This window comes from Sphaerochaeta sp. (genome assembly GCF_050256055.1).
Lineage (GTDB): Bacteria > Spirochaetota > Spirochaetia > Sphaerochaetales > Sphaerochaetaceae > Sphaerochaeta.
In genome coordinates this window covers 38,274-58,130 of record NZ_JBFWIJ010000011.1, presented here as the reverse complement: position 1 = coordinate 58,130, position 19,857 = coordinate 38,274, and the positions used below count along the sequence as shown (strand labels likewise).

At 53.0% G+C, this 19,857-nt stretch carries 17 protein-coding genes; 11 read left to right on the top strand and 6 right to left on the bottom strand.

Annotated features, from left to right (window positions below; translation table 11 throughout):
* Window positions 1–51: 51 nt before the first annotated feature.
* Window positions 52–960, top strand: a complete 909-nt coding sequence (locus AB7C91_RS06270) for a nucleotidyltransferase family protein (protein ID WP_428589971.1) — start codon at window positions 52–54, stop codon at window positions 958–960.
* Here the strand turns inward: AB7C91_RS06270 and AB7C91_RS06265 are convergent.
* The gene (locus tag AB7C91_RS06265) at window positions 957–1,883 is read right to left on the bottom strand and encodes a YitT family protein (protein ID WP_332447080.1); all 927 of its coding nucleotides are present in this window, start codon (window positions 1,881–1,883) and stop codon (window positions 957–959) included. The genes AB7C91_RS06270 and AB7C91_RS06265 overlap by 4 nt on opposite strands.
* A 39-nt stretch (window positions 1,884–1,922) precedes the next feature.
* On the bottom strand, window positions 1,923–2,504 hold the full coding sequence (locus AB7C91_RS06260; RefSeq protein WP_428589967.1) for a TIGR00730 family Rossman fold protein: 582 nt from the start codon (window positions 2,502–2,504) through the stop codon (window positions 1,923–1,925).
* Between the two features lie 163 nt (window positions 2,505–2,667).
* On the opposite strand from AB7C91_RS06260, the gene AB7C91_RS06255 reads away from it, so the two are divergent.
* The 3 genes from AB7C91_RS06255 (at window position 2,668) to AB7C91_RS06245 (ending at window position 5,998) form a co-directional block, all read left to right on the top strand.
* Entirely contained in the window at window positions 2,668–3,966 is a 1,299-nt protein-coding gene (locus tag AB7C91_RS06255; protein WP_428589964.1) for a hypothetical protein, read from the top strand.
* 193 nt (window positions 3,967–4,159) lie between these two features.
* Window positions 4,160–4,927 carry a Fic/DOC family protein gene (locus tag AB7C91_RS06250; RefSeq protein ID WP_332447083.1) on the top strand — a complete coding sequence of 256 codons (768 nt, stop codon included), beginning with the start codon at window positions 4,160–4,162 and terminating at the stop codon, window positions 4,925–4,927.
* A 45-nt stretch (window positions 4,928–4,972) separates the two neighbouring features.
* The gene (locus AB7C91_RS06245; RefSeq protein ID WP_332447084.1) at window positions 4,973–5,998 is read left to right on the top strand and encodes a 2-hydroxyacid dehydrogenase; all 1,026 of its coding nucleotides are present in this window, start codon (window positions 4,973–4,975) and stop codon (window positions 5,996–5,998) included.
* Here the strand turns inward: AB7C91_RS06245 and AB7C91_RS06240 are convergent.
* Genes AB7C91_RS06240 through ftsH form a run of 4 tightly spaced genes read right to left on the bottom strand, consistent with a single transcriptional unit; the run spans window position 5,976 to window position 11,807 of the window.
* Entirely contained in the window at window positions 5,976–6,599 is a 624-nt protein-coding gene (locus AB7C91_RS06240) for a CpXC domain-containing protein (RefSeq protein WP_332447085.1), read from the bottom strand. The genes AB7C91_RS06245 and AB7C91_RS06240 overlap by 23 nt on opposite strands.
* 59 nt (window positions 6,600–6,658) lie before the next feature.
* Window positions 6,659–8,890: a bifunctional 23S rRNA (guanine(2069)-N(7))-methyltransferase RlmK/23S rRNA (guanine(2445)-N(2))-methyltransferase RlmL gene (gene rlmKL, locus AB7C91_RS06235; RefSeq protein ID WP_332447086.1), complete on the bottom strand. Its 2,232-nt coding sequence runs from the start codon at window positions 8,888–8,890 to the stop codon at window positions 6,659–6,661.
* Window positions 8,887–9,831: an Hsp33 family molecular chaperone HslO gene (locus tag AB7C91_RS06230; RefSeq protein WP_428589959.1), complete on the bottom strand. Its 945-nt coding sequence runs from the start codon at window positions 9,829–9,831 to the stop codon at window positions 8,887–8,889. The genes rlmKL and AB7C91_RS06230 overlap by 4 nt, the downstream gene beginning before the upstream one ends.
* 11 nt (window positions 9,832–9,842) lie before the next feature.
* Window positions 9,843–11,807: an ATP-dependent zinc metalloprotease FtsH gene (ftsH, locus tag AB7C91_RS06225; protein ID WP_332447088.1), complete on the bottom strand. Its 1,965-nt coding sequence runs from the start codon at window positions 11,805–11,807 to the stop codon at window positions 9,843–9,845.
* 105 nt (window positions 11,808–11,912) lie between these two features.
* On the opposite strand from ftsH, the gene AB7C91_RS06220 reads away from it, so the two are divergent.
* The 7 genes from AB7C91_RS06220 (at window position 11,913) to AB7C91_RS06190 (ending at window position 19,851) form a co-directional block, all read left to right on the top strand.
* Window positions 11,913–12,623: an SDR family oxidoreductase gene (locus tag AB7C91_RS06220; RefSeq protein ID WP_428589956.1), complete on the top strand. Its 711-nt coding sequence runs from the start codon at window positions 11,913–11,915 to the stop codon at window positions 12,621–12,623.
* Between the two features lie 97 nt (window positions 12,624–12,720).
* Window positions 12,721–14,157, top strand: a complete 1,437-nt coding sequence (locus AB7C91_RS06215) for a hypothetical protein (RefSeq protein WP_428589953.1) — start codon at window positions 12,721–12,723, stop codon at window positions 14,155–14,157.
* 14 nt (window positions 14,158–14,171) lie between these two features.
* The gene (locus tag AB7C91_RS06210; RefSeq protein WP_332447091.1) at window positions 14,172–15,296 is read left to right on the top strand and encodes an efflux RND transporter periplasmic adaptor subunit; all 1,125 of its coding nucleotides are present in this window, start codon (window positions 14,172–14,174) and stop codon (window positions 15,294–15,296) included.
* A gap of 1 nt (window position 15,297) precedes the next feature.
* The gene (locus AB7C91_RS06205) at window positions 15,298–15,984 is read left to right on the top strand and encodes an ABC transporter ATP-binding protein (RefSeq protein WP_332447092.1); all 687 of its coding nucleotides are present in this window, start codon (window positions 15,298–15,300) and stop codon (window positions 15,982–15,984) included.
* Window positions 15,974–17,155 carry an ABC transporter permease gene (locus AB7C91_RS06200; RefSeq protein WP_332447093.1) on the top strand — a complete coding sequence of 394 codons (1,182 nt, stop codon included), beginning with the start codon at window positions 15,974–15,976 and terminating at the stop codon, window positions 17,153–17,155. The genes AB7C91_RS06205 and AB7C91_RS06200 overlap by 11 nt, the downstream gene beginning before the upstream one ends.
* Before the next feature lie 18 nt (window positions 17,156–17,173).
* The gene (locus tag AB7C91_RS06195) at window positions 17,174–18,499 is read left to right on the top strand and encodes a sensor histidine kinase (protein WP_332447094.1); all 1,326 of its coding nucleotides are present in this window, start codon (window positions 17,174–17,176) and stop codon (window positions 18,497–18,499) included.
* Window positions 18,496–19,851, top strand: coding sequence for a sigma-54-dependent transcriptional regulator (locus AB7C91_RS06190; protein WP_428589948.1), 1,356 nt, complete (start codon window positions 18,496–18,498; stop codon window positions 19,849–19,851). The genes AB7C91_RS06195 and AB7C91_RS06190 overlap by 4 nt, the downstream gene beginning before the upstream one ends.
* Window positions 19,852–19,857: the final 6 nt, after the last annotated feature.

The following is a 19,857-nucleotide window of genomic DNA, read 5'->3' as shown; positions in this document are numbered from 1 at the left end:
AAGTGGCGCTAGAATGGGAGTGACAAAGCAACCTTGCAGAGGAGGGTATGGATGAAACCGACACTATTGGTAATGGCAGCAGGAATGGGTAGCCGCTACGGCGGGATCAAACAGATAGACAGTGTGGGCTCTCACGGGGAGACCTTGCTTGACTTCGGCGTGTATGACGCCCATAAAAGCGGGTTTGAGAAGGTGATTTTCCTGATCCGTAAGGATATCGAAAAGGATTTCCGTGAACGGGTATTCGATCGCATTGCCAACAATATGGATGCTTCTTATGTGTTTCAAAACCAGGATTCCTTGTTGAATGAGGAGCAGAAACGGCTCTCCCAAGGGCGCAAAAAACCATGGGGGACCATTCATGCCGTGTTATGCGCAGAGCCTGTGATCAAAGAACCGTTCGCCGTGATCAACGCGGACGACTATTATGGTAGGGATGCTTTCGTCGTACTTGGCAAACACCTCACCGAACTCGATCCTGCAAGTACCGAACATGCGATGGTGGGCTATGTGCTTGACCATACCATGAGCCGCAGCGGAACCGTCAGTCGGGCGATTTGCCATGTTGAGGATGGATACCTGCTCGATATGGAAGAGCATACCAAAATCGGCTACGAGGGCGAGCAGGTGGTCAGTCATCGTGAAGGGGCTGATTTGGTGCTCACCGGCAAGGAATGGGTGTCCATGAATTTCTTCGGATTCGCTCCCACGGCCTTTACCAGTTTCGCTTCGTATTGGGAATCGTTCATCAAGGACAACATCACCAGTGAAAAGACGGAGTGCTATCTTCCCAACGGTGCCAGCCGCATCGTAACGAATCAGGAAGGAAAGATTCGGTTCTACACCACCCAGGATACCTGGTTCGGCATGACATACAGCGAAGACCGCCAGAATGTGAAGGATCAACTGGCTCAGAAGGTGGCAAAAGGCTACTATCCCGAGAAGCTCTGGAAATACTAGGACTTCCTCTTTTGTTTCTGGGTGACGTCCGACAGACCCGCCCAAGCTGCTTCCTCGATGGGGGTGAACCCCTCACCGAGGACTTTGTATGCCTCTTGCACCACCATGAAAGCGTCATCGTCATGCCGATGGACGATGGCGGTCAGTGCGCCGAGTTTGTTGTTGGCCACCACCGTCATGATGACCGGCCGCTCAAAACCGGTGTACATCCCGCTGCCGTAGAGTATGGTGCCTCCATGGCCGAGTTCCTCCAGGATTGCAAGCTCGATTTCCTTACGCTTCTCGCTGATGATGAATACAGTCTTCGCAGAACGCGTTCCAAATGAGAGCACCACCCGATCAATGGTGACTCCGACGATATAGACCGTCATCGTTGCATATAACGCCATCTCCAAGGAGAAGATGAAGGCGCTTGATGCGATGATGAGTGCATCGACGAGGAACAGCGATGTTCCCAGGGAAAGCGGGGTGAACCGTGCAAGTATTTGGGCAAGGATGTCCGTTCCCCCGGTGTTTGCCCCGCTTCGGAGCACCAGACCCACGCCGAGTCCCATCAACACGCCCCCGCTGATCGCCGACAACAGGATGGAAAGCGGATTGCTGTAATCCAAGACCCCGTCGTAACCGACCCATGCGTTGATCAGGGAGGTGAACAAACTCAACAGGATGGTTCCACCCAGGGACTTGGCCCCGTACTGCTTGCCGAAAATGGCCACACCCAACAGAAACAGAGGTACCGAAAGGATGAAAATGGAAAGACCGGTGTCGATTCCCAGGGTGTGGTAGATGATGATGGCAATACCGCTGACCCCCCCGCTGGCAATCTTGGCAGGGGAGGAGAACAGTGCGATGCCCAGGGCGGTAAGAAACGACCCTGTCGTGATGTAGAAGAGTTCAAGCAGATGATATTGCTGTTTGGTCATGCACATAGCATAGATCCAAAACAGCAAAGTATCTACAGTTCATTGCCTCAGTTTGTCACTCAGATCGGCATTCCATGTTACCAAGCGGGCGAGAAGCGATTCGACGTCTTGTTCGACGATCAACGCATGGAGGTGGTCCTGTTTCAGGAACCCCTCGTCAACGCTGTGTTGCAGGAACGCAAGCAACTGGTCATAGAATCCTGCGACATTGAGCAACGCCACCGGTTTGTGATGATAGCCGAGTTGCAACCACGTATACACTTCCAGGATTTCCTCGAACGTCCCGATTCCCCCGGGCAATGCCACGAAGGCATCGGCAAGATCGTACATCGTCTGTTTGCGTTCATGCATGGAGGACGCAATGATCAAAGTGTCCTCCACCTGATGCATGCGCACATCCGGTCGATTCAAGGCCTCGGGAAGGACCCCGATGACGTTTCCTCCGCGTTGGTAGAGGCTTTGGGCTACTGAGCCCATCAACCCCCGATTACCGCCGCCGTAGACCAACCCAAGGCATTTTTTGCTCATGGCCTCCCCCAATTGGCGGGCTGTCATCTCATATATGGGGTTTTTCCCATTGCTGCTGCCGCAAAATACGGCCAAGGTTCGTATGTTGTTCATGGTATCAGCCTACCGATATGACACATCAGTTGCAACTATTGTAGGAACAGGGGTTACCGACCGTCGGTTTGCTTGTTATATTGAAGGGAGAAGTGTATGATACAATATACGGTAGTTTGGTAGCCTTCTTCAGAGCTATTGATAGGAGTTGTGTACTATGAGAATGAAAGTATTAGCAGTATTGGCAGCCTTGATCCTGTTGCCATCGGTCTTGTTCGCAGTGCCTGTTGTCATAACCTGGGAGTGGCTGCTTGAGGATCCTCTGGTGACTACCTTCCGCTACCAAGTGGATGGCGAGAATGCCGATGCTTGGACAGTGGTCGATTCTTCGGTGACCAGTTATACCCAACGAGGTCTTGATGGGACCATCGCCCATACGCTGTATCTGCAGCAATCCTATGATGGAGTTAATTTCAGCGATAGTGCACAGTCGGTAGCCCAGCCGATGTTCCCGGTCGAACAACCTGCGGTCCAAACAGCTGAACAACCGGCCCCGGTGCAGGAACAACCGGTAGCCGAGAGCCAGCCGGTCGTCGCTGAACAGCCGGCCCCGGTGCAGGAACAACCGGTAGCCGAGAGCCAGCCGGTCGTCGCTGAACAGCCGGCCCCGGTGCAGGAGCAGCCGGTAGCCGAAAGCCAGCCGGTCGTAGCAGAACAAAGCGCCCCGGTCCAGGAACAACCAGTAGCCGAGGTTGCCGTGAGCGCCTCCACAGAGCCGGTGGTTCCGGTAGCCGAAGCAGTAGTGCCCATGCCTGAACAGGTTGCTGCAAACGAACCTGCAGTGGTGGAGCCGCAACCGGTAGTCCAGGAAAGCGCACCCGCACTCGAAGCGCCGGCGGCCGCACCGGTCGCTGAAGCACAGCCTTCCGTGGCTGAAAGCGCCCCCGTTGCCCAAAAAGCAAAAGCTGCGAGTCGCGCGTATTCCACCCTTACGCTGGGCGGTGTACTCAACTTCCAGAATCCCGCATTGAGTGGGTCTTATTCCCGATTCAATGTACAAGCTGAGCTTGGCTTGCAACTGAACAACCTGATGACCTTCAACGATTCATTGGGTCTGGGCGTGGATATCGGTCTTGCATACTCTCCGTACATGAACAGCTACAGCTGGTCTTCCGTGGCCAAGGATTTGCTTGCCTTCGATTTCGCCACACCGATTTCCCATCTTGATCATGCCATCACGGTCAGCGTAAGTCCGATGCTGAACATGGAGTTCGGCAAGACCGTCTTTGATCTGGGTCTTGGTGGATTCTTCACCTATGGACCGAGTCTGGCGGATACCAACAGCGATCATATGCTCTACGGTGCATTCGCAAAGGCCGGGTTCGAATATAAGTTCAACAAGACTTTCAGCCTGGGTGTCAACGGAAAATATGGTTTGATCCTCAGTGAGGGCGGGCTTTCCTCGCTCTCCACCATTCCCCAATTTGCGGAAGGAACGGTGTACATGGGATTCTCTTTCTAGCAGACACGCATGAATTTCTTCAGAAAAGAGCCCGTCAACGGGCTCTTTTTGTATACCGTGCCTTGACCTCTGTTCTTCGGTATGGCTATCATAGACCAAGATAAGGTAAAGGGTTCTTGGAAGATATCCTGTTCTGATGCAGTTCGGGATTTGTACGAGAAAGGATATACCGTGCCCCCGAGGGGGCAGAAGGATGGTTAGTGTTTTTATGAAAGCAGGCCGAGTGCAAGCATGCATCGACTATATCAAGTTCAATCATGAAGCGGAAGGATTTGCGTTTTCCGAAGAAGAGGAACAATCGGTACGGAACGTTTTGGAAGGGGAGGCTTCCCCTGATGAAAGTATCCAGCGCTATATTGAGGATCATGATCTTTCGCATGAGTATGTTCCACCGAAGGATGAACATACGTTTTATCAACATACATCCTGTCTGGTGAATTATTTCTCCATCAAGGAACGGGGAAAACTTCGGAAGGTGGAAGCGTTTCTTGCCGATCTTCGCACGGCGGAAATGCTTTTGGAGACCGTACAGAATACCTATGACTTCGAATATCTCAAATCGATCCATGAGCGGATGTTCGGCGACGTATATCCCTCAGCGGGTTTGGTGAGAACAACAGTGGCTGCGAAACGGACGGTGTTCTGCAGTCCTGAGTTCATCGAAAGTGCCGCCGAGGACATCTTTACCAGGTTGCGCAAGGACCATTATCTGAAAGACCTTGATCGTGAGCGGTTCATCAATGATCTCGCATTTTATATGGGAGAGCTCGAGGCATTGCACCCGTTCCGGGATGGCAATGGACGCGCAGCCCGATTGTTTTTCTACCAGTTGTCGATGAATGCAGGGTATGACGTCGACTGGTCGCAGGTTGATGCCGACCGGTTGTTGGAAGCCGATATCAGTGCGATCGACGGCGATTATCAGCTCTTGATCGATGTTTTGGAAGAGGTGGTCATCTAAGTTTTGGGGACGGGGCAGCTTGTCCTCATGGAAGGAGAACTCCCTATGACACGCATTGCGTTTTTTGATACAAAACCGTATGACAGAGTATGGTTCGACCAATATGCAGCTGATTTCGGTTTTCAGATCACCTACTATGAGTCAAAATTGAATGAGCAGACTTCGGCATTGGCGGATGATTTCGAGGTGGTCTGCGCTTTTGTGAACGACACCATCAACGAGCAGGTTCTCGAGACCTTGTATCAGAAGGGTGTGCGCTTATTGGCCATGCGCTGTGCCGGATACAACAATATCGATTTCAAGGCCGCCTTCGGGAAAATCCATATCGTCAGGGTACCGGCTTATTCGCCGTATGCCGTTGCCGAGCATGCAATGGCTCTGCTGCTCAGTGCGGTGCGACATACCCACCACAGTTACGTCCGCACCCGTGAGTTCAATTTCAGTCTCAACGGGCTGGTAGGCTTCGATTTGCACGGAAAGACGATCGGGGTGGTCGGAACGGGAAAAATCGGGCGCATCTTCATCGACATCTGCAAAGGATTCGGCATGCAGGTGCTTTGCTTCGATCCCTATCCTGATCCGGCACTGGAGGCACACTATACCGATTTTGAAGACTTGTGCCGGCGTAGCGACATCATCAGCCTGCATTGTCCACTGACCGAGGATTCTGTACATTTGATCAATCGACGGTCGATCGGATGGATGAAGGACCAAGTCGTTTTGATCAACACTTCCCGCGGGGCTCTGGTGGACAGCCATGCCTTGCTCGAAGGAATCAGAAGCAAAAAGATCGGAGCAGCAGCCTTGGATGTATATGAAGAGGAAGGGGAGGTGTTCTATGAAGATAAAAGCTCGACCATCCTTGACGATGATGTATTGATGCTCTTGATCAGTATGCCCAATGTCTTGGTGACCAGCCATCAGGCGTTCCTGACGAGGGAAGCGCTTCAGAACATTGCCAAAACCACCTTGACCAGCATCGAGTCATACGTGAAGGGAGAGGTGATGGAGCATGAGATCTGTTACCAGTGCGACACTTGCCACAAAATCAGTGGTCAGCGTTGTTTTTGATCTGGTTCATCGCCCAATGGGCATCCACCTTGCTGAAGCATCCCTCCTTGGGGATGAATCGTCTGGATGTATCAAGCAGTTGCCGATACAGTTCAGCCTCAACCGACAGGGAACCTGCCAATGCGCCTTGCTCGTTGATGACCGAAAAAAGCAACTGGCCCTCTTTGTGTTGGTGTTCGGCAAAGAAGAGTCGCACCGAGGAAGCATCAAGCTGCATGCTCAAATACAACTTGCACAGTTCTATCGTCCGGTCATCCAATTCGCTGTCAAGCAGCAGGATCTTTTCCTTCAAGCTCGCGGTGTCGGTCACCAACCGAAGGGTATAGGTTTCCCATCGGATTCCATCGGCAAACGAATTGTCCAGCTCGGACGATTCACTTTGCGGTGCAAGCAACACGGCAAATTTTCGAGTTTCATCCACCACCAGGCATTCATGCAGGACTGAAAATTGCCGATTGCACGCCGGGCAGGTGACGGTGAACAGTGAGTCGGTAAGGATCGCCAACTTTTGTTTGGGTTGCTTGGCCAGATCCACAAAGGGGTGCAGCGTATGGCTCTGTTGCTCGTGGCAGTGCGGACAGGCGAGGGTGGCTTGGTGCATGTGCTGACTCTACCATGGCGGGCAGGGAAAGAAAAGGCTCCCTTGCAGGAGCCCAATCATTACTTTTTGCGAATTGCCCGTACCACAGGCTTGCTCTTGGTTGTTTTTACCACTGCACGATGCCTGATCTGGAAGGTGTAGTGGATCTTCTGGTCGCGTTCGAAGTCAAACCCGATCGTAGACGGGGTGATGTCCTGGACATCAAACTCGTCGATCAACCGTTCATCGAGTCGGAACTTGCGGTAATTGCAGCTGAAAATCAGCGTCCCCTTGGGATCGAGATGCATCATACAGGCCTTGATCAGTCTGACCTGGTCACGATCCACATCGAAATTGTCCCTGCCCGTTCCATTGGAGAAGGTCGGGGGATCACAGAAAATCAAATCATATCGGTCGAAGGTGTCAAAGAGGAACTGCAGGCAATCACTGCGATAGAAGAAATGATTCATCCCGGTGAAACCATTGAGCTCCATATTCTTGACCGCCCAGTCGAGGTAGGTGGCCGAGGCATCGACACTGACCGTGCTCAAGGCTCCGCCTTTAGCAGCCTGAACGGTTGCCGTGCCGGTATAGCAGAACAGGTTGAGAAAACGCTTGCCCTGTGCAATGTTGGCGATCTCCGTGCGAATCGGACGATGGTCGAGGAACACGCCGGTATCCAGGTAATCGGTGAAGTTGACCAGATACTTTGCCCCCGACTCGTTGACTATGTAGAACTTGTCGGTGCTGGCCATCTTCTCGTACTGCTTTTCTCCCTTCTGGATGGTACGTTGCCTGACATAGATACGCTCCCGGTCGACTCCGGTAGCCCGTTCGGTGGCATCGATGAGCTCGCCCAGTCTTCTGAGAGCATCCTCTGCATCAATGGTAGCGGGAGGTGCATATTCCTGCAGGCTGATGTACTTCTCCTCATACAAGTCGATGGCGGCACTGTATTCGGGCATGTCGGCATCGTAGATCCGGTAGCAGGTGACCTGCTGTTCAGCCATTTTCGGCCGTAGGTTCGCCAGATTCTTGACCAAACGGTTGTACGCCATTTGTGCTCCTTCGCTCAGGGGCAGGGCAAGGCGTTCTGCCTTGCGTTGGATGGCGCGTTCGATCATCTGCTGACGCTCTTCCTCGGTGAATACGTAATAATGGGCGATCTGACAGGTTATACCCCCGTTGTTCACCGTGTTGGTCCGGTCCGGTTTCATGTCGACGTAGGAAAGCAGATCCTGTTGTCCACAGAGGATTGCAACGTACCAACCGCCGAACAGAGAACTGATTTGTTGACCGATTTTGCGATAGAGAATTTTCAAATCGACATCATTCTGCATGCGGATCCCGTAGGGAGGGTCGGTGATGATATATCCGGCCTGCTGGGGAACGTCCTCAGCCTTGATGGTGGTGAAATCCTTCACCTGGAAATCGATCAGATGATCGACATGCGCCAGCTTTGCATGCTTCTTTGCAATCGCAATCGCCTTGGGATCGATGTCCCATGCATGGATGGAAATCTCACGGTCCTTCGCTTTCTCGGCTGCGTCCCAAGCTTCGTCGACAATCTGTTCCCAAAGAGCCTCGTCATGGATCGGAAGATTGAAGAACGCGAATTTGCGGGAGCTGACCAGCCCGGGGGCTTGGTCGCTTGCCCAAAGGGCTGCCTCGATGGCCAAGGTTCCGCTTCCGCAGAAGGGATCAAGCAAAAGGGGAACCCCTTCGCCTTTCTCCAGAGTCTTTCTCCATTCCGAACGATAAATAACCGAACAGGCAAGATATTCGCTCAGTACTGCATCAGTCTGGGCGGCACGGTATCCTCTGCGATAGAGTCCCCTGCCGGAGAAATCAACATACCAGGCGACTGCTTCCCCATCGATGTGGACATGGAAGACGACATCGCTGTCTTCCTTGTCCACCTGTGGCCGTTCACCTTCGAATTTCTCGCGGATGCGGTCGACGATAGCGTCCTTGAGCTTGATCGCTGCAAAGTGTGAGTTTCTCAGATAGGAAACGTTTTTCACGGTCTCGGTAACCGAGAAGGTGATGTTCGGATTCACCCATTCTTCCCAGGGTATCTGCAGGGATGCTTCATACAGATCATCGATATTCTGGACGTCCTCATCCTGAAACAGTCCGAGCAACACGCGGGTCGCCGTGCGGCTGGTGATGCAGAACCGGTAGGCGGCGGCCAGGTCGGCTGAGAATTCAACCCCTCCACTGACCGTCCTGATATCGGTGGCTCCCGCCTTTCGGGCTTCCTCCTCGATGATGTCATTCATGTACAAGGCAGATGTGGCAAAGAAAATCATAGTCTTCCTCCTCCTGCCTTTGACAACAGGGATGCAAGTTCAAATTTCTCATACTGGTAGTGTGTGTTGCAGTTCACACAAACCAACTCAAGGGGAAACGGTCCATTCTCAAGAATGTCTGCTTGATCCTCTTGGTTCAATTGCTGCAGGTAACGTGTATATTGTTCGCGTGAACACGGGCAGGAAAAGCCGAGTGGTTGATGGGCCAGATGCCGAACGCCCAGCGATGCGAACTGCTCTTGCACGTATTCACTGACAGGTTTTCCTTCGGACAGGAACGATCCGAGGGAGGCAAGCCTTCCGGCCGTCTGCTCCAGTTGGGAAAGCACCGCGTCATCGCAGCCGGGCATGGCTTGCAGAAAGAGTGCTCCGCTTCCCGTCACCTGACCGGCCGTATCGAAATGAATCGAAAGTACAAACAGTGAAGGAGTCTGTTCCGACTGCTGATAATACAGGGCGAGATCCTTGGCAAGATCACCATAGGCCATCATGGTCTGGCCCGTGAAGGGCGTCTTGTGTCCTTCCAACAATTTGGAGACCGAAAGGAATCCCGGTCCGTAAAGTTCGTTGAGGTCGAGACTGGTCAGTTGCCGCTGCAAGGGGATGGGGTTGTGCTTGAGGTATCCGCGAACCGCCCCCACCGCCCATGCTTCCACAAAGACGCCGCCAATGGGGCCTCCGCATTCTATGTTCAGCTGAATTCGGTCGTTGCCTTTGACCGTCGCACTGAGCAAGCCGGCCGCCAGGTACGCCTGACCCAACACATAGGTCTCCAAGAGGCCCAGTTCATGATTCTCCCGCATCTGGTTTATCAGGTTTGTTGCTTGGATTGCAGTAACACGAATCAAATCGTTATGCAAAAGAAACACCTCGCGCCCATCTTCAGGTAGGGAGGCCAGGTGTTCCTGTAAATCTCTATCTTCTATCTTTTTCTTAATCATACGGAAGCAGATTAGACAATGACCTCACTTTTTGCAAGAGCTTGGAACTCGCTTCCATTGATTACTTCATTTTCAAGCAACTTGGAGGTGATCAATTCAAGCGCTTTACGGTTCTTCTCCAGGTTTCCTTTGACGACCTGATAGCGTTCATTGACGATGCGCGCCGTTTCGGTATCAATGTATTCCTGTGCCTTCTCCGAGTACTCGCGAGCACCCGAGACCCCAGCGATTCCGCTTTGGGTGGTGGGCAGCGTGATATTCCGATATCGCTCGCTCATCCCGAACTCGGTGATCATGCGACGGACCAAGTCGCTGGCTCTGCTGATGTCATTGCCGGCTCCTGTGGAAATTTCCTTGAAAATGACTTCCTCGGCAGCCCGGCCTCCCAGCAAGGTGTCGATGTTGCCCAACAATTCGCTTTGGCTGAGCAGAAAGCGATCCTCGGTCGGATACTGCAGCGTATACCCCAATGCTCCCAACCCACGGGGGATGATGGATATCTTGCTGACCGGCTCCGCGCCTTCGGTAAGGTAGGCGGTCAGGGCATGACCGGTTTCGTGATAGGCAACCCGTTCCCGTTCCTTGGCGTTGAGCAATCGGCTTTTTCGTTCCAGTCCCGCCACCGATTTCTCAATTGCTTCTTCCAAATCAGCCTGGGTGACTGCATTGCGTTTTTGGCGAACCGCCAGAAGCGCTGCCTCATTGGCGATGTTGGCAAGGTCCGCACCGGCAAGACCGGCGGCACCTTGGGCGATTTTGCGAAGATCCACATCGTCGGCAAGCTTGATGTTTCTGGTATGGATCTTGAGAATGGACAGTCTGCCTTCCAAGTCCGGCTTGTCGATCAGAACCTGACGGTCGAAGCGGCCGGGACGGAGGAGTGCAGGGTCGAGAATCTCGGGACGGTTGGTGGCGGCCAGAATGATGACACCGGTACGTGAATCGAATCCGTCCATCTCCACCAGCAGCTGGTTCAGCGTCTGTTCCCGCTCATCGTTGCCGCCGATGCCTGCAGATACGCGAGAGCGGCCGATGGCATCGATTTCATCGATGAAAATAATACAGGGGGAATTTTCCCGTGCTTGACGGAACAGGTCCCGCACCCGGGCGGCTCCGACACCGACGAACATTTCGACAAAGTCGGCACCACTCATCTTGAAGAAGGGGACCCCGGCTTCTCCTGCAACAGCCTTGGCAAGCAAGGTCTTGCCGGTTCCCGGAGGGCCGACCAAGAGGACGCCCTTGGGTATTTTCCCTCCGATTTCCGTATATTTCTCTGGATGCTTGAGGAAGTCCACGACCTCCTCGAGCTCATACTTGCTTTCATCGGCTCCGGCAACGTCGGCGAACCGTACGCCTGTGTCCCCTTCGGCAACGATCTTCGCCTTGTTCTGATTGAAGGAGAGGACCCCTTGTCCGCCCTGTCCGCCGAGTTTGGAGAACAGGAAACGCCAGATCAAGAGGACGAATACAAACGGCAACACGTAGGAAAGCAGTGAGGAAAGCAGGCTTGGTTTTTCCGGTGGGGTGGCGTAGTACTCGACCCCCTTGGAATCGAGCAGGGGTATGAAGGTTGGGTCGTCGACCTTGTAGGTGCTGAAGGACTGCAAAAGGGTGTTTGCCACCGGCCCCGTCTTGTCCACGGTCAACGTATTGAGGTCACTCACCGCTTGATCCTTGGTGTACGGATAGCCAATGTACTGCTCCGTCCCGATCGCCACCCGTTTGATCGTCCCGTTTTCTATGAGAGACTTGAATTGGGTGTAGTCAACCGAATAGACATTCGCCTGACGCGTAACCATGAAGGTATTCAATACCAGAAAGAGCATGAGGATAACGAAAAAATACCAAAAGGAGAAGGTGAATTTCTTCTTGTCCTTCGGCCCGTTGTCACCCAGGTGAACCCCCGGTTCAATATTGAATTTTCGTTTGAATGCTTCTTTCCAGTCTTTATCTTGTTTATTGTCTTTGCTCATCGCCCGGTATCCTTGTAAAAGTTGGGAGAGCACTCCCTCCCACAGCTCAAATATACTGTGGCAATTGCCAATCGGCAACCAGGTCGGTATAGTTACAGTTCTATGATGGAACAACCTGTGGTTCTGATTACCGGTGGAGCAAAACGTATTGGCAGAGCGCTTGTCCTGCATCTGGCGAAGCAGGGATACCGCATGGTTGTGCAGTATCATACCAGCACAGCGGAGGCAGAGGAGCTTTGCAGCCTCGGCTATGACCTGAAACTGGTGCAGGCCGACCTACGGCAGAGCGAACTGCTCGAGGATTTCTTCACTCGTGCATGCTCTTTGTACGGTCGGATCGATCATGTGATCAACAATGCATCGGTTTTTCCCTCCGTTTCGCTGGAACAGACCGACCTGCAGGTGTTCGAACAGGCAATGGCGGTGCACAGCACAGCCCCCTTCTTTCTTTCCAAGCAGCTGTATCTGCATGTGAAGCAGCGTGGGGGGACGGGGAGCATCATCAACGTGCTCGATACCAAGCTCAGCAGCCCGACGAGCTCACGACCCGCGTATTACTGCTCCAAAGGTGCATTGGCAATGCAGACCAAGGCGTTGGCCGTTGCGTTGGCTCCCATGATCAGGGTCAATGCCATCAGTCCAGGTCCTGTGCTCAGCAATGGTGACGACGCCTATTTTTCCAAGATGGAACAGACGCTCCCGCTCAGACGCACCGGTTCGGCTCTGGATATCTGCAAAGCCGTTTCGTATCTTTTGGAGGCGTCGTTTGTTACCGGTACGGAGCTTTGCGTGGACGGAGGACAAAGACTTTTGTAGTTTATGTGGAGTTGGGTGGCAAAGCGTTGCCGTTTGTATGGGATTTGTAGGATAGTAAATACCAGTGATCGATCGAATATGTGAGGAGTGTGTACCGATGTACAACGTACATGCCAGACGTTTGTTGTTTCTTGCCTGCCTGCTTGTCGTCTCCGTCCCGTTGGTCTCCCTTCCGCTGGATGATCTTGTCCAGAAGGCGCTTGCGCAGTCGAGCCAGATGCAGGATCTGGAACTAACCAAACAAAACGCCTTGCTTTCCCAAGGTATTTCCCAAGCGAAAGCGGGGGTGGATGTAACACTTTCCAGTGGGACAGTCTCGGCAGCATATAATACTACGGCCGGCGCCTACGACCTCAAGACCACCGGGGTAGGTGCGACCTTCGTGTTCCCTGATGACGGGAAGACCACCATTGATGTTTCCCTGCCGATCGCCGTCCAGACCCCAGGTTCAGCCTATGCACTCACCCCTTCGGTTGAGGTTTCCCACACCATCACCTACGGCTACACGGCGGATAACCAGGAGAACCTGCTCAACCAGCAAACCGAGGTATTGGCACTGAGTACCTATGATACGAGCAAGCTGCAATTCACCTCCAGCATCTATACCCAGATCTCCCGGATCCTGGCGAATGAACAGTCGATCAAAAAGACACAGAAAGAGATCGCCGACCTGAAACGGTCGGTCGAACAAGCGTTGCAGTTGAAAACGCTCAAGCAGGATAGTCTTGCCTATCAGGCGCAAACGCAGGCCATCCAAGCAAAGCAGGCTGCTCTTGCATCCTATACAGACACAAAGGAATTGCTGCTCGCACAATTCTCCACCCTGACCTCATTCGCCTGGGACGGTGTCCAGGAGATCAAGGAACCGGATTTGAATTTCTCCAGCGAGGTGAACGGCAACAGCTCGGTTCGTCTGAAGAGCCTTGCCCTTGATTTGGCGAAGGAAGCGCTCAGGCTGAAACAGGCCGAGTTCACCAACAGGAACTTGGTTGTGGGCGGCGGTATCGGAGGATCTTCGGCCAATGCCGGTTTGATCGTTGGAGTCCCGGCAAAGGAAATGTTGCAGGGATCCGCATCGGCTACCCTGAGTGCCAAACAATTCTCCGTCACTGCGAAGGTCAATGCGACCTACGACGTTACCGCCAATGATTTTTCCCCTTCCGTCTCGGTCGGAGGCACCTGGAAGAACAATCCTACTGATGCATCCGACCGTCTGACGCTGCAGAAGGCGGAGAACGAAGTCATGCTCGCCCAGCTTGCCTATACCAGCGCCCGGGACGAGTATGCATCCAATGCCGCACAGTTGCAGAGTGACATAGCCTCCTGGAAGTTGCAGTATACCTTGCTCAAGCAGACCATCGCCTATGATCAAAATCTGCTGGAACAACAGAAGACCTTGTTTGCAAAAGGCTTGGCGACGCAGCAACAAGTGGATGACGCCGCCTTCACTGTCGACCAGGATGCATACACCCTGCAGACTACCTTGCTTGAAGGTCTGATTCTGGAGAATCGGATCCGTACCATGCAAATCTAAGGAGAGAGGATTCCATGCAAGAGACATCCCATGAAGTGAATACAGAACATCAGGTCCGCAACCAACTGCGCAAGAAAATCAGAAGACAGCGCATCAAGCGCGTCGTCACCACGGTGGTGGTGCTCGCTCTCATTGCTTTGGCTCTCTATCTCTACAGCTTCTATAAGACGAACAGCCGGTTCCCTTGGGCCCAGGCAAAAGCCCCGGTCACCGCCGTCAAGGAAGTGGAGGCGAAGGTGTATGAGAATACCTTCACCACTACCATCGACCTCTCCGGTTATGTGGAACCTAACGATACGCAGAAAGTCATTCTTCGTGCAACCGGGACGGTGACGAAGGTCTATGTCAAGGAAGGGGATGTCGTGAAAAAGGGGGATGTCCTGATCGCAATAGACGATACCACCCAACAATACAATGTCGCCAATCTGAAGGCTGAACTTGAACAGTTGGAAGTGACCGGAAGCGAACGGGATATTGAACTTGCGAAACTGAAGCTGCAATCGGCGATGAACAGCCTCGACTATACGAAGGCCTATGCCAACTTCGATGGGGTGGTGGCGGAAGTGAATGTCAGTGAAGGCGATTATTTCGACGCTGGTTCAAGTGCCATGACCATCATTGACCGTTCCAGTCTGAAAGCGACGGTGGAAATCGACGAAATCGACATGCAATACGTCAAACTCGGGCAGAAGGCGGTACTGTATTTCGATTCCTATCCTGAATCCTCCATTGAGGCTGATGTGACCTACATCCCCATGCTCGGGCGGTACACCAACCAAGGCATCGGTGTGATGGATGTTCAATTGACCATTCCCGATCCTCCTCAATCCATTGCTCCCGGTTACACCTTCGAAGGCAGCATCTCCAGTGAGGGGGAGACCAAGCTCGTGCTGTTGCCCCAGAGTGCGGTCACCACCACGCGCGGAAGCAGCACGGTGACCAAGAAACTTGCAGATGGCAGTACGGTCAGCGTTCCGGTTACCGTCAAGTATCTTGGAGAAGGCATCAGTCAGCTGCTCAGTGGAGATCTCAAGGTCGGAGATACCTTGCTGGTCAAACGTACCGATACCTCGGCAGGCGCCCTTGCCGGATTCGGCGGCGGTTCCCCCGGAGGTTCCATGGGCGTAAGGATGCGCTAAGATGGAAGACAGCGTAATACGGTTACAGAATGTCAGACGCTACTACATCATGGGGGAATTCATGGTGAAGGCTCTTGACGGCATCAGCGTGGATATCAGGCGAGGGGAGTTCACCTCCATCATGGGACCATCCGGAAGCGGAAAGTCAACCATGATGAACCTCATCGGTTGTTTGGATACGCCGACCAGCGGGCTCATCGATATCGACGGGGAAAATACGGCCGGATTGAATGAAGCCGAGCTGGCCTATATTCGCAACAGGAAGGTGGGTTTTGTTTTTCAGCAGTTTAATCTGCTGGGAAAACTTTCCGCCCTGGATAATGTGATCACCCCTTTGTTGTACGCCGGGGTTTCCGTACGGGAACGCAAGCAACAGGCTATGGAAGCCCTCGAACGGGTCGGTCTCGCCGATCGGTTGCATCACCGGCCCAACGAGCTGTCCGGCGGGCAGAAACAGCGGGTTGCCATCGCCCGTGCATTGGTGAACAATCCAACCATTCTGCTGGCCGATGAACCGACCGGTGCACTGGACAGTAAAACCGGGAATCAGATCATGGAGTTGTTCGAGGAACTGAACAGTGAGGGGCGTACCGTGGTATTTGTGACGCATGACCGGGAATTGGGAATGCGTTGCCGTCGCCAAATTCATCTACGTGACGGAAAATTGGAGGAAGGGTATGCTCTTTGAAAATATCAAACTTGCCTTCAATGCAATGCGTGGAAGCAAACTGCGCACCGTCCTCTCCCTGCTTGGCATCATCATCGGGGTGGCTTCGGTCGTAGCGATCCTGACCATCGGTGCAAGCGCTTCCCAGAGTATTACCGACAGCATCGCCGTCGGTGGTTTGGACATGATCACCATCTATCCTTCCTACGGTCAACGCAGCACCGGAATCTTTGATGAGGAATTCTCCGATATGCTGATCAGGGACATAGACGGACTTGAGATCGTACTGCCTCAGAATAACAGCAACGCCCAGGTACGCAATGGGAAGGAAACCATCAATGCATCGGTTTCAGGCGTGCTTTCTGAATATGGTTCGGTTCTGAATCTGGAATTTGCAGAGGGTTCATTCTTCAGCGCCATGGACAATATCAATCGGAGACAGGTCGTCGTCCTCGGTTCTGCCATTGCCGATGAGCTGTTCCCTGACGGCCAGGCGGTGGGCCAATATGTCAGCCTGTTCCGTAACCAAGCGAAAAGTTATCTGATCGTCGGGGTGCTTGAGAGCAAGGATGCGACCTTCAATCTATCGTACAACAATACCGTTTTCATCCCGTACAATACGTATACCCAGCGATTTGCCCGAGCTACCTCTGTCGGAGCGTATGTGTTGAAGGTGAAATCGGGGTTCGATACGATCGAGGTATCCGATCGGGTGACCGAGTATCTTGATGGAATCGTAGGAACCGATGGATACAATCTTTTCAGTCCTGCCAGTTTGGCGGAGATGGCTAATCAGATTACGGGAACCTTCAGTGCGTTTTTGGCAGCCATCGCCGCGATCAGTCTTCTGGTGGGTGGCATCGGCATCATGAACATCATGTTGGTGTCCGTAGCCGAGCGTACCAAGGAGATCGGCATCCGCAAGGCTCTTGGGGCGAGCCCAAATGTCATACGCGGCCAATTCATCTGTGAAGCGTTGACGCTTACCATCATCGGAGGCTTGCTCGGCATCACTGTAGGGGCGTTGCTCAGTTATGCAGTGACCAACCTTATGGATTGGTCGTTGCATTTATCCTATACGTCAGTCATACTTGCACTGGGCTTTTCGATGTTCGTCGGTGTTTTCTTCGGATGGTATCCTGCGATGAAAGCATCCCGATTGGACCCGATCGATGCCCTCAACTACGAATAAGAGCTCGGGGGAGATAGGGTGAACGCAAAGAGAACGCGATGGATGATCGGCGATGCAAAGGAGCCGTTCATCGTCATCACCTCACTGTCTTTCGCATTCCTGGTGCTCATTGCGTTGGTCGTGTTTCTGACGACCGCAATATTGGAGCGTGAGGAACTGCGGATGCAAAGTGAGGCGGAGCGAGCCTTCAACTCGGTATTTCTTGCCTTGCAGGACAGTACCTCCAAAGCGTTGAAGACCATGCAGGATGAGCATATCTCAGGTATCGGAGTCTACAGTTCCATGGGCAGAAAGGTTCTGAGTCTGGGCAATGTCCCCATGACCCTCCCGTTGGACCGGGTTTCCTCCATACAATCCTTGGCTAAGGACGGCAGCAACACAGGGACCGCCACCTACAATCCGGAAACCGGCATGATCGAATACATCCGCTACAGTCGGTTGACCATCCTGTTGGATACCGGCGAACTGACGCTCAGCGAAAGCGGTTTGCTTCCTACTCCCATCGATTTCCCCGATGTACTGTATCTGCACTTCGACGGACAGAACTATCACCATCGGATTGTAGTGATCATGGTAATCGGGTTCATCTCGACATTGACCTTGATCGGACTGTTTTTGTTGGTGCTGAGTATTTACCGCAACAATCGCCGATACCGGGAGACCCTTGCCAAGCAGGAAAGCCTGGTGAATCTTGGGCAGGCTGCCAGGACGCTTACTCATGAGATCAAGAACCCGCTCAGCGCAATTACCATCCAATTGGCCTTGCTGAAGAAAACGCTGCCCAAGGATCATGTACATGACCTGCTTTTGATGGAACAGGAGGTCCAACGGCTTACCCAGCTGACCAACAAGGTCAGTGATTTTCTGCGTAACCCCTTGGGAACACCGGTAACCGTCGATTTGACGGAGCTTTTTTCCTCATTGATCAAATGCTTTGATCGGCCGATACGATTCAGCAGTGACCGGAAGGAACAGATTGAGATCGATGGGGATCGTGCGCGATCGGTTTTTGAGAATCTCCTCAAGAACGCCGTGGAAAGCAAAAGTGATGGGGACCCGGAGGTCGAAGTGCGTATTACCAGCGACAAACGCGGGTTCGTTCACGTCTATGTCATGGATCGTGGGGATGGCATTCCCCAAGGGGATGTGAAGAAAATCTTTGATCCATTCTTTACGACCAAAATACACGGATCAGGCATCGGCCTGTCCATTTCACAGCAATTTGTCAAAGCCCGGGGTGGAAATATCCGTCTGTATGCACGGGAAGGAGGCGGTACCGTGGCGGAGGTGACCTTGCCGCGTTCCATCCATGCTCCCCGTTTGCTGCAAGAGGAAACAAAATGAAAATTTTACTGGTGGATGATGAACCGAATATCCGCGATCTGATGCAGCGGTATCTCAGCTTGGACGGCATTGAGAGCGATAGTGCCGAGAATGGGCTTTCCGCCCAGCGGATGCTCCGCGAACAAGCCTATGATGCCTGTCTGGTTGACTTGAAGATGCCGGGTATGGACGGGCTCTCCTTGATCAGTTGGATTCGATCAGAGGGGTTCAGAATGCCGATCATCATGATCAGCGCTCACGGGGAAATCAGCGATGCTGTGTCGGCTTTGAAGGAAGGGGCACAGGATTACATCGTCAAGCCCTTCGACCCGGAGGAACTGACCATCCGCTTGAAAAAGCTTGTCGATGCCCAGAATCTTCGCAATCTGGTGGAAAGCGAGACCCGCAGCAAAACCGAGGATGACAAACAGATTTTCGTCGGGGAGAGTACCTCGATCAAGCGGATCAAGGATGTCATCACCAAAATTTCCGATACCAATTCAACGGTGCTCGTCACCGGGGAAAGCGGAACCGGTAAGGAAGTGGTTGCCCGCGAGATCCATGCATCCAGTCCGGTCAAAGATGGTCCGTTCGTGGCTATCAACATCGGTGGTGTACCGGAGAATCTTTTGGAAAGCGAGCTGTTCGGCTATGAAAAAGGCGCATTTACCGGGGCGGTCAGCCGCAAGACCGGCATGTTCGAACTCGCCAGCGGGGGGACGCTCTTTCTTGATGAGATCGGGGATATGCCGCTTTCCCTGCAGGTGAAAATCCTTCGGGTGCTCCAGGACCGCAGAATAACCCGGTTGGGCGGTACCACCGCCATGCCGATCAATGCCCGGATCATCGCGGCTACCAACAAGGATCTTGAACAACAGGTTCGTGACGGGAACTTCCGCGAGGACTTGTTTTACCGGCTGAACGTCGTACGCATCTCGATTCCTCCGCTTCGGGAACGAAGGGAGGACATCCCGTTGTTGGCTGCAGGAATCCTCAGACGGTTGAACCGGCAGATGGGCCATAAGGTCAGCGGATTCTCCGCAGATGCATTGGAACTTCTCTGTAATCACGATTTCTACGGAAATGTCCGGGAGCTTGAAAATATTTTGGAACGGGCGGTCATCTTTACCAACGGCGAGGAAATCCAAAGTGATGATCTGGATCTCAGAGGTTCGGTTTCCATGCGTACCCAAACCAAGGAGGAGCCCAAACTTATTGCATCCGAGGCAAAAAGTCTGAAGGATGTGGAAATTGATGCAATCATCCGAGCTCTGCATCGTTGGGAAGGCAATCGAACCCGGGCAGCCGAGGAATTGGGTATCAGCCGCCGGACGCTCATCAACAAGATTGCCGAGTATGATCTGAACCTTTAGGAGAAG

Coding starts and splice junctions, on each gene's coding strand:
- AB7C91_RS06270 (WP_428589971.1), top strand. CDS start 52: ATGAAACCGACACTATTGGTAATGGCAGCAGGAATGGGTAGCCGCTAC.
- AB7C91_RS06265 (WP_332447080.1), bottom strand. CDS start 1,883: ATGACCAAACAGCAATATCATCTGCTTGAACTCTTCTACATCACGACA.
- AB7C91_RS06260 (WP_428589967.1), bottom strand. CDS start 2,504: ATGAACAACATACGAACCTTGGCCGTATTTTGCGGCAGCAGCAATGGG.
- AB7C91_RS06255 (WP_428589964.1), top strand. CDS start 2,668: ATGAAAGTATTAGCAGTATTGGCAGCCTTGATCCTGTTGCCATCGGTC.
- AB7C91_RS06250 (WP_332447083.1), top strand. CDS start 4,160: ATGGTTAGTGTTTTTATGAAAGCAGGCCGAGTGCAAGCATGCATCGAC.
- AB7C91_RS06245 (WP_332447084.1), top strand. CDS start 4,973: ATGACACGCATTGCGTTTTTTGATACAAAACCGTATGACAGAGTATGG.
- AB7C91_RS06240 (WP_332447085.1), bottom strand. CDS start 6,599: ATGCACCAAGCCACCCTCGCCTGTCCGCACTGCCACGAGCAACAGAGC.
- rlmKL (WP_332447086.1), bottom strand. CDS start 8,890: ATGATTTTCTTTGCCACATCTGCCTTGTACATGAATGACATCATCGAG.
- AB7C91_RS06230 (WP_428589959.1), bottom strand. CDS start 9,831: ATGATTAAGAAAAAGATAGAAGATAGAGATTTACAGGAACACCTGGCC.
- ftsH (WP_332447088.1), bottom strand. CDS start 11,807: ATGAGCAAAGACAATAAACAAGATAAAGACTGGAAAGAAGCATTCAAA.
- AB7C91_RS06220 (WP_428589956.1), top strand. CDS start 11,913: ATGGAACAACCTGTGGTTCTGATTACCGGTGGAGCAAAACGTATTGGC.
- AB7C91_RS06215 (WP_428589953.1), top strand. CDS start 12,721: ATGTACAACGTACATGCCAGACGTTTGTTGTTTCTTGCCTGCCTGCTT.
- AB7C91_RS06210 (WP_332447091.1), top strand. CDS start 14,172: ATGCAAGAGACATCCCATGAAGTGAATACAGAACATCAGGTCCGCAAC.
- AB7C91_RS06205 (WP_332447092.1), top strand. CDS start 15,298: ATGGAAGACAGCGTAATACGGTTACAGAATGTCAGACGCTACTACATC.
- AB7C91_RS06200 (WP_332447093.1), top strand. CDS start 15,974: ATGCTCTTTGAAAATATCAAACTTGCCTTCAATGCAATGCGTGGAAGC.
- AB7C91_RS06190 (WP_428589948.1), top strand. CDS start 18,496: ATGAAAATTTTACTGGTGGATGATGAACCGAATATCCGCGATCTGATG.